Source organism: Aeromonas aquatilis (assembly GCF_054052405.1).
The window spans coordinates 1-11,398 of sequence record NZ_JBSTYP010000094.1 but is presented as its reverse complement, the minus strand read 5'-3'; the positions used below and the strand labels follow the sequence as shown (position 1 = coordinate 11,398).

Below are 11,398 nucleotides of genomic sequence, written 5' to 3'. Positions count from 1 at the left end.
CGTTACGGGAGGGGCGTGAATATCAAAGCATGTTTGCATGAGGCGCTGGGGCACCCCATGCAACACGTAATTGGGACATAGCCTTTTTTATCGCTCAGACGCGGATATCGATATTGCTTCCGAGGGAAGCGCTGGCCGATGTCGGCGCAGCCGGAGCGGATTGCGCTGCGGTTTGCAGCAATTTCAGTGCGGATTCGCCCTCTTGGGTCTGCTGTTTTTTGGCCAGACTGGCCGCCATCAACGCAGAACCGAACGACGCATTTGCAGAGCTGGATATGTCCATAGGTTACCTCCTGCATCAAAGAGTATCGGCCGCCCTCAGCCAGACATGAGCAATCAATGGACAATAATCCGAACCGGAGCCCGTTTTCATGTCGATCGGGCGAATGCTACGGAAGGGATAAATCGCCCCGAAACCGCGCCAACTGGGCGTTTTGAGGAGTTATCAGCCATTCGATAAGCAAATCACGGAAGCTATATCATTTGAAAAATAAATGATAAAAAGCGCCACCAAGCCCCTCGAAAATGCCTATTCGAGGCCCGCAAGCTCCTCCGCCGTCATTGCCCGCAATACCCGACAGGGGTTGCCGGCCGCCACCACATTGGCGGGCACATCTTTGGTCACCACCGAGCCGGCACCGATGACGCTGTTATCACCGATAGTGACGCCGGGACATATAACCGTGCTGCCACCAATCCAGACGTTGTGGCCGATCCGCACCAGCTTGCCGAACTCGACCCCCTTGATGCGCGGCGCCACCGCCACCGGGTGAGCGGCGGTGTAGATCTGCACCCCGGGCGCCAGCAGCACGTTGTCGCCGATGTGCACCTCGCAGACGTCGAGGATGGTGCAATTGACGTTGGCGTAGAAGTTCTCGCCGACGAAGATGTTGGCACCATAGTCGCAGAAGAACGGCGGATTGATGGCGCACTCCTGGCCACGACCGCCCAGCAGTTCATGAAGCAGGGCATCCCGCGCCGGTTTCTCCTGCCAGCTGGTGTTGAAGGTGTGATAGAGCCTGCGGCAGCGCTCGCGCGCCGCTTTGAGCTCTGGGTCGCCCGCATCATAAGGCTCCCCCGCCACCATCTTCTGCCACTCGGCACCGCGCACCACCGTCTCCATTACCTACTCCACCAGCCAGATCAGGGATTCATAAGGGCGCAGCATACCCGATTGCGGCTGGGCCGGGCTATCCGGGTAGTTGCCGAGCAGCAGGCGACCTTGAGCGCTTTGCAGCTCGGCAGGCAAGGCAAACTCCACCGGCTCGCCATAGAAGTTGCTCACCACCAGCAGGGTCTGACCGTTGGCGCGACGGGCATAGGCCCAGATCTGCGGGTGCCCCGTCAGCAGCTCCTGATAATCCCCCTGAGTGAAGATGGGGTGCGCCTTGCGAAGGGCGATGAGATCCCGATAGTGCCAGAACACCGAGTGCTGGTCGGCCAGTGCCGCCTCGGCATTGATCTCGGGATAGTTGGCGGCTGGCTTGAGCCAGGGTGAACCTTGGGTGAAACCGGCGTTGGGGGCGGCACTCCACTGCATCGGAGTTCGGGAGTTGTCACGAGATTGGGCTCTCAAAATAGCCAGAATCTCGGCCTCCCCCATCCCTTCGGCCCGCTTGATGGCAAAGATATTGTGGCTCTCCACATCCTGATAGTCATCGATGTGCTGATAGCCGGGGTTGGTCATGCCGATCTCCTCCCCCTGATAGATGTAGGGGGTGCCCTGCAGGCCATGCAGCGTACTGGCCAACATCTTGGCAGCGACCACTCTGTACTCACCCTCATCACCGAAGCGGGAGACGATGCGCGGCTGGTCGTGGTTGCACCAGAACAGCGCCGACCACCCCTTACAATGCATGCCGCTCTGCCAGTAGTTGAAGATACGCTTGAGTTCGAGGAAATCACAGGGCAGGTCAACCCACTTATTATTCCCATCAAAGTCCACCTTGAGGTGGTGGAAGTTGAACACCATTGAGAGTTCTGAACCATCGAGGGCACTGTAGCGTTGGCAATGATCTAGCGTAGTCGAAGACATCTCCCCCACCGTCATGGCCCCAACCGGGGCAAAGACGTCGCGGCTCACGTCCTGCAGGAATTCGTGGATGCGCGGCCCGTCGGTGTAGAAGCGGCGGCCATCGCCAATCTCGTCGTTCGGAAACGCCTGATCCTTGGAGATAAGGTTGATGACGTCGAGCCGGAAACCGTCCACCCCCTTCTTGGCCCAGAAGTGGATGATGCTTTTGACCTCGGCGCGCACCGCCGGGTTTTCCCAGTTGAGATCCGCCTGCTCGCGGGCAAACAGGTGCAGGTAGTACTGACCGGTGGAAGGATCCAATTCCCAAGCGCTGCCGCCAAATTTGGATTGCCAGTTGTTGGGCACACCGCCATCCACCGGATCGCGCCAGATGTAGTAGTCGCGGTAGGGACTGTTTTTATCCCCCAGCGCCGACTTGAACCAGGCGTGTTCGGTGGAGGTGTGGTTGACCACGATATCCATCACGATACGGATGCCTCGTGCGTGAGCGGCAGCCAGCAGCACCTCGAAGTCGGCCATGGTGCCGTAAGCGGGATCGATGGCAAGGTAGTCGGCGATGTCGTAACCGTTGTCCACCTGCGGGGAGACATAGACCGGGGTCAGCCAGAGGGCATCGACGCCGAGGGTCTTGAGATAGTCGAGGCGGGCCATAATCCCCTTGAGATCGCCAGTGCCACGCGCACCACTGTCTTGAAAACTCTTGGGGTAAATCTGGTAAATCACGGCGCTCTGCCACCAGGGTGTTTGACTCATGGTTTTTCTCTATGTTGCAAAAGATAAATGCAGTGAGCGACCCGATGGATCGCCCAAAATTGAAGGTTATGCGTTAACTGCGTCCAACTTACCGACTGCGAAGCGACGCTTGTAAATGAACATTGTCAGTATCATGGGCACGAAGAAGGCAACCAACATGGCAACGGCAAAGGGCGCCCAGTATTGTGGCTGGATAGAGAGGATACCCAGCAATCCTGCGACCCCGATACCACTCGCCAACACCCCCGTCAAACCACAGACGAGTGCCGCAAGGCTGGACCCCACCATGGCGCACAGCATGGGGAACTTGTACTTGAGGTTGATACCGTACATGGCCGGCTCGGTCACCCCGAGGTAGGCGGAGATGGCGGCAGGCACCGAGATCTCCCGCTCGTTCTCCTTGTGGCTAACCAATATGATGCCAAGCACAGCGGAACCCTGAGCGATACAAGAGAGGGCGATCAGTGGCCACATCGGCGTACCGCCCATGCTCTGCATTAGTTGCAGGTCCACTGCGTTGGTGGTGTGGTGAATACCTGTGATAACCACTGGTGCGTAGAAAAATCCGAACAGAGCGGCACCGATAGGAGCGAAAGAGCCCGTCATAGCCGCTTTTGCAGCCCAGGCTACCCCATCACCCAACCAGCGACCAAAGGGACCAATCAGGGTATGAGCCAGGATGACCGTCAATACCAATGAGACAAATGGAACCACTACTAAATAGAGGTAAGCCGGAATGATGCGCTTGAGATGAGTTTCTATCCATGCGAGCACCAGGCCAGCCAACATCGCAGGAATAACCTGGGCCTGATAGCCCACCTTCTGGATGCTAAACCAACCAAAATGCCACGCCTCGGGGACTTGTTGACCAGCCATATAAGCATTCATTAACTGGGGAGAAACTAGTGTGATACCCAACACAATTCCGAGGATATCGGTCCCTCCCATCTTTCGGACCGTAGACCAGCAAACACCCACTGGCAAAAACATAAAGACAGCTTCACCAATCAGCCAGAGGAAAGAGTGCAACTGCGCCCAGAACTCGCTGGTTTGCGTCAGGGTTTTACCGTCGACCAGTTGCACATCGCCAATGACATTGCGAAAGCCAAGGATCAGACCGCCGGTAATAATGGCAGGTAACAGCGGGACAAATATTTCAGAGAGATGAGACACCACCCGCTCTATCCAGCTCATGTTCTGTCTGGCCGCCTGTTTAATTGCCTCTTTATCGCCGCCATGAACACCCGAATCATGGGTTATCGCCTTGAACCAGTGTTCGACATCATTACCAATGACTACCTGAAACTGACCTGCATTGGTGAAGCAACCCTTCACCCCAGGAATAGCCTCAATGCCTTTGATATCAGCTTGGGCCGGATCGTGAAGCACGAACCTTAGCCGGGTAATGCAGTGAGTCAATGCGGCAATGTTCTCTTTGCCTCCAACCTTACCTATCAAAAGGTTGATATGTTGCGTGTTGATCTTGGACATGGGTCTTCCTTCTGTGACGCCATTGAATAGTGGTCTGCATCGCCCTTGAGAGCCACTCTTTGGGCTCGAGCATTTTTGGTATCGTTCCCATTTAGCATGCCGACAATCTGGCCAGATCAAAATGGGAACGTTCCCAGTTCGTGGCCAGCATCACAAAAAGCGCACTTTTTGTTCAATCGGAAGTGATGGGGCTCACAGAGTTCGGCAGGGGGCGATTGTCACCAGCGGAGGCTGAGCCTGCTCAATCTGACCGAGCAGCTGACGCGCCGCCTGCTCCCCCGCCCCCTTGTAGCCAAGATCGAGGCTGAGGGCGTTGGGAAAGAGAAAAGTGAGCATGGGGTTATTGCCAAGGCCGGTCACCAGCACCTCGCTGCGCCCCTGCTCCTGCAGGTATTTCGCCGCGCCGATGGCAAGGGTGTCGCTGGCACAGACCAGTGCGCCGGTAGTCGGGGTAAGCAGCTCGGCAGCCAGCCGGTAGCCGCTCTGTAGGCTGAGATCGCCGAGGGCGCTGCGCGGGCGCAAGCTCTGCTCTGCGCAGTAAGCGAGATAGGCGTCGAGCCGGCGCTGGCCGGTGGTGAGATCCGAGGTATCCACCCCCAGATAGGCGATGTCGCGTGCGCCACGGCTTGCCAGCTGCGCCAGCATGGCACGCATTGCCCCAGTGTCGTTGTAACAGACCGAGGAGAAGCCGGGGTGCTCGCGAGCCATCAGCACCAGCTTCTCTTTCAGCGGCGCCATGGCGGCATAGTCCAAGTCATTGAAGGCGAACAGGATGATGCCATCCACTCCGCGCCGCTCCAGCACCGCCAGATGCTCCTGTACCTTGGTGGGGGAGAACTTGCTCTCCATCAGCACAGCATCGTAGCCACGCTGGTAGAGGGTCTCCAGCATGCCGCGCACCGCCTGATTCTCCGAGCTGGAGTCGAGCCGCGAGACGATGATCCCCACCACCTGCTGGCTCTGGCTGCGCATGGCCCGCGCCGACTTGCTCGGCACGAAGCCGTGTTCGGCGATGACCTGCTCCACCCGCTCGCGGGTCTCCTGCTTCACCTTGGGATCCTGGTTGAGCACCCGGGAGACGGTCGACTTGCCAACGCCACTCAGTCTGGCGATATCGAGGATGGTCAGTTTCTTGTCCATGAATTGGCTCACAGGAGGCTAGGCGGTGGAATTGCCCACATTGTTGTGATTAACCCCTGTGAATACAAGCCCATGGCGTTAGAATGCCCTTTTTGCCCCGCCGTCAGGGTGTGTGGGCACAGCACAGGATGCCCATCATGGATCTGCTGGCCAGTCTGCTCTTCTCCCTCTCCATCACAGGCCCCATCTGCGTGGTGCTGCTGCTCGGCATCTTGCTCAAGCGGCTGGGGCTGCTGCCGGATCCCTTTACTGAGTCCGCCTCGCGACTGGTGTTTCAGGTCACCCTGCCCGCTCTGCTCTTTCTCAGTATTCTGGGTACCAACTTCGCCACCATGCCGAGCCTCTGGTTTATCGGCTATGGCCTGCTCGCCACCGCTATCAGCTATCTGGTGCTGGAGCTGCTGGCCGGACGTTTTATCGGGGAGCAGCGGCTGCGCGGCATCTTCGTGCAGGGGAGCTTTCGCGGCAACAGCGCCATTATCGGGCTCGCCTATGTGCAGAACGCCTATGGCCACGAGGGGTTGGGGGCGGCGGCCTTCTATGTCGGCGCGGTGACCGTGCTCTACAACATTCTCGCAGTGATCACCCTCACCCGCAGTCTCGGCGGCGCCACCGGTATCCGCCCCATTCTGCTCGGCATCATCAAGAATCCGTTGATCATAGCCATCGTGGCGGCGCTGCCGTTTACCCTGCTCGGTATCAAGATGCCGCAACTGCTGCTCACCACCGGCAGCTACTTCGCCAACATGACGTTACCGCTGGCGCTGCTCTGCACCGGCGCCTCCCTCAGCCTGGATGCTCTGCGTGGTGGTGCAGCCATTGCGGGCTGGGCCAGCATCATGCGGCTCTGCCTCATTCCTGCTGTGTTCACTCTGGGAGCGGCCCTGCTCGGCTTCAGCCATCTGGAGCTGGGTATTCTGTTTCTCATCAGCGCCACCCCGACTGCCGCCGCCAGCTATGTGATGACCCGCGCCATGGGGGGCGACAGCGTACTGGCAGCGAACATCATCGCCACTACCACCCTCGGCTCGCTGGTTACTACCAGCCTCGGGGCGACGCTGATGAACTACCTCGGTCTGATGTACTGACCCTACCAGAGGAAACTGCCAACCTCATCGCCACCACGAACCTTGGCTCGCATGTCACCCATACACCGGCTGGGAGCAACCCTGATGAACTATCTTGGCCTGATGTACTGACGGCTTGACCTTGCCGGAGGCGGCAGCTTTACCCTTGTGCCATATCAACCGAGGAGAGCATTTATGACCATCGAACTCATCGTCTCCGGCATGTCTTGCGGTGGCTGTGCCGCCAGCCTGCAAAAAGCCCTGCTGGCCCAGCCTGCGGTCACCACCGCAACCGTCGATTTTGCCAGCAGCAAGGCCGTCATCGACAGCGAGCTGAGCAAGGCCGAGCTGATCGACCTGATCGCAACCCAGGGCTTTCAGGCAGGTTAATTTATCTATATAGAGGTATTAAACAGGTTAAAAATCTGTATTCACCTGTCTTTTGGTGAGTTTTATCACAGACATTGATGCTTAAACGGGCAAACTTGCTGCGATTATTCCAACCATAAGGATTTGCAGCATGACCCTACCGATCCGCAAGACCCTGCTCGCCGCCGTCGTTGGCCTGACCCTCTCCCCCATGGCGATGGCCCTGCCCAGCGTCCATATTCTGGCAACCGGCGGTACCATCGCCGGGGCTGGCCAGTCGGCTACCCAGTCCAACTACGAGGCTGGTAAGGTCGCTATCGAAACCCTGATTGCTGCAGTTCCCGAGATGAAGAACGTGGCCGACGTGCAGGGTGAGCAGGTGGTGAAGATCGGCTCCCAGGACATGAACGACGAGGTGTGGCTCAAGCTGGCCAAGCGAGTCAACGAGCTGCTGGCCAAGGATGACGTGGATGGCATCGTCATCACCCACGGCACCGACACCATGGAAGAGACCGCCTACTTCCTCAACCTGACCGTCAAGAGCGACAAGCCGGTGGTACTGGTTGGTGCGATGCGCCCCTCCACAGCCATGAGTGCCGATGGCCCGCTCAACCTCTACAACGCCGTGGTCACCGCCTCCGACCCAAGCTCCAAAGGCCGTGGCGTGATGGTGGCGATGAACGACACCGTGCTGGATGCCCGTGACGTCACCAAGACCAACACCACCGGGGTGCAGACCTTCGCCTCCCCCAACTTCGGCCCACTGGGTTACATCCACAACGGCAAGATCGACTATCAGCGCACTCCGGCCCGTCTGCACACCAGCAAGACGCCGTTTGACGTGAGCAAGCTCGACAAGCTGCCGCAAGTGGGCATCGTTTACAACTATGCCAACGCCACCGATCTGCCGGCCAAGGCGATGGTGAACGCCAAGTTCGACGGTATCGTCAGTGCCGGGGTGGGTAACGGCAACCTCTACCACACCCTGTTCGATACCCTGGCTCAGGCGAGCAAGGATGGTATCCGCGTGGTGCGTTCCGCCCGCGTGCCGACCGGCGCCACCACCCTGGATGCCGAGATCGATGATGCCAAATACGGCTTCGTGGCCTCCGGCACCCTCAACCCACAAAAATCCCGTATCCTGCTGATGCTCTCCCTGACCCAGAGCAAGGATCCGGCCCAGATCCAGCGCTGGTTCCAGCAGTTCTGATAAGGCGTTTCTGAACTGAGATGAGCAAGGGCGGGAGTTCCCGCCCTTTTCCATCCTGCAATACCGCCTCGCCCATTACGCCGTTTGGCGGGGCTATCCTTCCCTTGTCCGGCCATCTTTTTCAGCCATCCCAGAGCGCTGTCATCAAATTAGCGAGCCGGATCACCCGCTTTCACAAGCACATCGCCGCCAAATTCATTACACTGCCAGCGATCTTATCCACTCAAGGAGTGCTGTTGCTGTATGGAAATATTGATCCTGCTGGGATTGATTTTGCTTAATGGCCTCTTCGCCATGTCGGAAATCGCTATCGTCACCGCCCGCAAGGCGCGCCTCGCCAAGATGGCGAATGAAGGGAGCCGCTCTGCCGCCATCGCCCTCAAACTGGGCGAAGATCCGACCCATTTTCTCTCTGCCGTTCAAATCGGCATTACCAGCATCGGCCTGCTCAACGGTATCTACGGCGAATCCCTGCTGGCCCAACCCTTCTCCCTCTGGTTGCAGGAGTGGGGGCTCCCCCCCAAGAGCAGTGGACTTATCGCTACCATCATCGTGGTGGTGGTGGTGACTTACCTCTCCATCGTGGTGGGGGAGCTGGTGCCCAAGCGGCTCGGCCAGCTCAATGCCGAACGTATCGCCTGTCTGGTGGCCCGCCCGATGCACTGGCTAGCCACTCTGACCCGCCCTTTCGTCTGGCTGCTCTCAGCCTCCACCAACACCACCCTGCGCCTGCTACGAGTCAACCAGAAGGGTAATGCCAACGTTACCGAGGAGGAGATCCACGCCATGCTGGTGGAGGGCTCTGAAGCCGGGGTGATCGAGGATCACGAGCACACCATGCTGCGCAACGTCTTCCGTCTCGACGAGCGCAGCCTCTCCTCTCTGATGGTGCCGCGCAGCGACATCCGCTATCTGGATCTGGCGCTGCCGCTGGAAGCCAACTTGCAGCGACTGGTGGAATATCGCCACAGCTATTTTCCGGTCTGCGATGGCAACCTGTCAGAGCTGGTGGGGATCATCAATGTCAGCAAGGTGCTGCACGCCTATATCAAGGGAGAGCCTATCGATTTGGCGGCCCTGACCCAGGAGGGCAGTCTGCTGCCCGAGACCCTCAATGGCGTCGAACTGCTCAACCACTTCCGTACCCACAGCGAACAGATGGTGCTGGTGGTGGACGAATATGGCGAGCTGCAGGGGCTGGTCACCCAGCAGGATCTGCTGGAGGCGCTGGCGGGGGATTTCCAGCAGGAGGATGGCTCGGACAACTGGTCATTCCAGCGCGCCGACGGCAGTTGGCTGCTCGATGGCCTGATCCCGCTGCCGGAGTTGAAGGACTGTCTGGAGCTGGTTCGTCTGCCAGAAGAAGAAAAACATCACTATCACACCCTCGGAGGGCTTATCATGCTGCTCCTTGGTCGTGTTCCACAAACCGGAGACCTGGTGACACTGGAACAGTGGCAACTGGAAATTGTTGACATGGATGGCCTGCGCATCGACAAGGTGCTCGCCATGCCCTTGACCGATCAACCCAGCTAACCTGCGGAGTTTGCAAGTATGGAGCAGTTTTACCAACTGGCTCACGCCTTTATGAATCACGATCTGAACACACTTTCCGATCCCAAGATGGCCTTCATGATCTGTGGTGTGATTCTGACGTTTCTGGTACTGGAAAACGGATTCATCCCTACCGCCTTTTTGCCCGGTGACAGCCTGCTGATCCTCACCGGCGTGCTCATCTATCAGGATGTATTGTCTCTCGGGGTGATCCCGCTGTTGATCATGGCTACCTTTGTCGGCACCTGGCTCGGTTACATGCAGGGGCGCTTTCTCGGCCACACCCAGCTCTACCATCGGCTGATGTCCCACGTGGAAGAGCGGCACCAACAGAAGGTCTACCACCTGCTGGACAAGTACGGGATCATCACCCTGATCACCGCTCGCTATATCGCCTTCGTGCGCACCGCCTACCCCTACATCGTCGGTGCCACCGAGCTGCCCCAGGGGCGCTTTCTCATCGTCAATCTGATCAGCTCCATCATGTGGATCTGCCCACTGGTCGGGTTTGGCTACTACCTGAGCCACACCAAGCTGGCAGCCGAATACCAGACCCAGTTTTTCAACATCATCATCTATCTGCCGGTGGCCCTGCTGGTGGGTGGCATGGTGGCGCTGGTCTGGCGCTGGATCAGCAAACGCAAGGCCGCGCAGCCGCGGGATTGACCCCTCGCCCAACGCCCGACCCGAAAGCCCTTGCCAGAGGGCTTTTTTGATCGCCTATTTTGCGCAAATAGCAGAAATAGTCCCGCTCGGCCCTTGTAAAGCCGGGGTAAAAATGAGTGAATCTAGCGCCTTTTTTTGGATGGGAATGGAGTCGGTTGTATGTGGTGTCGGATTCGCGCAGCAGCGCTGGTTGTCGGGTTGATGGGAATGCTGGGATTGCCTGCGGTCAGCGCGGCCCCCAACCCTGCCAAACTGGAAGTACGCTCGAGCAGCGCCCTGGTCGTGGATGTAAAAACGGGCAAGACGCTCTACCAGAAGAATGCCACCAAGGTACGTCCTATCGCCTCCCTCACCAAGCTGATGACAGCGCTGGTGGTGCTGGATGCCAAACAGAATCTCAACCAGACCATCACGATCGACAAGAACGATCTGGATCGGGTCAAACATACTCACTCCCGCATCCGCATGGGCACCAAGGTGACCCGCCGCGACGCACTGCATCTGGCGCTGATGTCCTCCGAAAACCGGATGGCCTCGGCACTGGCGCGTCACTATCCGGGCGGTCGCAGCGCCTTCGTGCGAGCCATGAACAACAAGGCCAGACAGCTGGGTATGCGTAATACCCACTTCTACGACTCCACCGGCCTCTCCACCCGCAACGTCTCCACCGCCCAGGATCTCGGCAAGCTGGCCGCCGCCGCCTATCGTCAGCCGCTGATCCGTCAGTTCACTCAGGATGAGAACCGGGAGATGCGCTTCAGCGCCCCCGCCTACAGCCTGATGTTCAACAACACCAACCCGCTGGTGAAAAACCCGGATTGGGACGTACGCCTCTCCAAGACCGGCTTCACTGACGAAGCGGGGCGCTGTCTGGTGATGCGCGCCAAACCGGACAGCCGCGAACTTGCCATCGTACTGCTCAACTCGGTGGGCAAACGCACCCCTATCGGCGATGCCAACCGCATTCGCAAATGGTTGAAAAGCTGAGTAAATATCTCAACACAAAAGGATGCTGCGGCATCCTTTTTTATGGCTATGTCCCAATTACGTGTTGAAAGGCTAAGCTTGAAGTAGGCCATCACCTTGAGGTCTACCATCATGGATACCCCAGCC

Annotated in this window: 11 protein-coding genes; 6 read left to right on the top strand and 5 right to left on the bottom strand. The window is 58.4% G+C overall.

Annotation, left to right across the window (positions count from 1 at the left end):
- Window positions 1-94 precede the first annotated feature (94 nt).
- The 5 genes from ACW5W8_RS22580 to treR form a co-directional block, all read right to left on the bottom strand.
- A complete protein-coding gene (locus tag ACW5W8_RS22580) occupies window positions 95-283 on the bottom strand; it encodes a hypothetical protein (protein WP_019446232.1) in 189 nt (62 codons plus the stop codon).
- A 246-nt stretch (window positions 284-529) separates the two neighbouring features.
- Window positions 530-1,123 carry a sugar O-acetyltransferase gene (locus ACW5W8_RS22575; RefSeq protein WP_498630578.1) on the bottom strand — a complete coding sequence of 198 codons (594 nt, stop codon included), beginning with the start codon at window positions 1,121-1,123 and terminating at the stop codon, window positions 530-532.
- A gap of 3 nt (window positions 1,124-1,126) precedes the next feature.
- Complete coding sequence (treC, locus tag ACW5W8_RS22570; RefSeq protein WP_498630576.1) at window positions 1,127-2,788, bottom strand: alpha,alpha-phosphotrehalase; 1,662 nt, start codon at window positions 2,786-2,788, stop codon at window positions 1,127-1,129.
- Between the two features lie 66 nt (window positions 2,789-2,854).
- Entirely contained in the window at window positions 2,855-4,279 is a 1,425-nt protein-coding gene (treB, locus tag ACW5W8_RS22565; RefSeq protein ID WP_498630574.1) for a PTS trehalose transporter subunit IIBC, read from the bottom strand.
- Window positions 4,280-4,471: 192 nt separating this feature from the next.
- Window positions 4,472-5,419, bottom strand: coding sequence for a trehalose operon repressor TreR (treR, locus tag ACW5W8_RS22560; protein ID WP_498630572.1), 948 nt, complete (start codon window positions 5,417-5,419; stop codon window positions 4,472-4,474).
- A 137-nt stretch (window positions 5,420-5,556) separates the two neighbouring features.
- On the opposite strand from treR, the gene ACW5W8_RS22555 reads away from it, so the two are divergent.
- From ACW5W8_RS22555 to pbpG, 6 genes are all read left to right on the top strand, one after another.
- Window positions 5,557-6,507: an AEC family transporter gene (locus ACW5W8_RS22555; protein ID WP_498630570.1), complete on the top strand. Its 951-nt coding sequence runs from the start codon at window positions 5,557-5,559 to the stop codon at window positions 6,505-6,507.
- Between the two features lie 174 nt (window positions 6,508-6,681).
- Entirely contained in the window at window positions 6,682-6,876 is a 195-nt protein-coding gene (locus tag ACW5W8_RS22550; RefSeq protein WP_498630568.1) for a heavy-metal-associated domain-containing protein, read from the top strand.
- A gap of 130 nt (window positions 6,877-7,006) precedes the next feature.
- Window positions 7,007-8,065, top strand: a complete 1,059-nt coding sequence (gene ansB / locus ACW5W8_RS22545; protein WP_058053364.1) for an L-asparaginase 2 — start codon at window positions 7,007-7,009, stop codon at window positions 8,063-8,065.
- Window positions 8,066-8,308: 243 nt separating this feature from the next.
- On the top strand, window positions 8,309-9,601 hold the full coding sequence (locus ACW5W8_RS22540; protein ID WP_498630566.1) for a hemolysin family protein: 1,293 nt from the start codon (window positions 8,309-8,311) through the stop codon (window positions 9,599-9,601).
- Between the two features lie 18 nt (window positions 9,602-9,619).
- On the top strand, window positions 9,620-10,285 hold the full coding sequence (locus ACW5W8_RS22535; protein ID WP_167557106.1) for a DedA family protein: 666 nt from the start codon (window positions 9,620-9,622) through the stop codon (window positions 10,283-10,285).
- Between the two features lie 159 nt (window positions 10,286-10,444).
- Complete coding sequence (gene pbpG / locus ACW5W8_RS22530; protein WP_128814768.1) at window positions 10,445-11,272, top strand: D-alanyl-D-alanine endopeptidase; 828 nt, start codon at window positions 10,445-10,447, stop codon at window positions 11,270-11,272.
- The last annotated feature ends 126 nt before the right edge of the window (window positions 11,273-11,398 follow it).

Bases quoted from the DNA above. Each gene is read 5' to 3' on its own strand.
- ACW5W8_RS22580 (WP_019446232.1), bottom strand. From the start codon at position 283: ATGGACATATCCAGCTCTGCAAATGCGTCGTTCGGTTCTGCGTTGATG.
- ansB (WP_058053364.1), top strand. From the start codon at position 7,007: ATGACCCTACCGATCCGCAAGACCCTGCTCGCCGCCGTCGTTGGCCTG.
- ACW5W8_RS22550 (WP_498630568.1), top strand. From the start codon at position 6,682: ATGACCATCGAACTCATCGTCTCCGGCATGTCTTGCGGTGGCTGTGCC.
- ACW5W8_RS22555 (WP_498630570.1), top strand. From the start codon at position 5,557: ATGGATCTGCTGGCCAGTCTGCTCTTCTCCCTCTCCATCACAGGCCCC.
- ACW5W8_RS22540 (WP_498630566.1), top strand. From the start codon at position 8,309: ATGGAAATATTGATCCTGCTGGGATTGATTTTGCTTAATGGCCTCTTC.
- ACW5W8_RS22535 (WP_167557106.1), top strand. From the start codon at position 9,620: ATGGAGCAGTTTTACCAACTGGCTCACGCCTTTATGAATCACGATCTG.
- treR (WP_498630572.1), bottom strand. From the start codon at position 5,419: ATGGACAAGAAACTGACCATCCTCGATATCGCCAGACTGAGTGGCGTT.
- ACW5W8_RS22575 (WP_498630578.1), bottom strand. From the start codon at position 1,123: ATGGAGACGGTGGTGCGCGGTGCCGAGTGGCAGAAGATGGTGGCGGGG.
- pbpG (WP_128814768.1), top strand. From the start codon at position 10,445: ATGTGGTGTCGGATTCGCGCAGCAGCGCTGGTTGTCGGGTTGATGGGA.
- treC (WP_498630576.1), bottom strand. From the start codon at position 2,788: ATGAGTCAAACACCCTGGTGGCAGAGCGCCGTGATTTACCAGATTTAC.
- treB (WP_498630574.1), bottom strand. From the start codon at position 4,279: ATGTCCAAGATCAACACGCAACATATCAACCTTTTGATAGGTAAGGTT.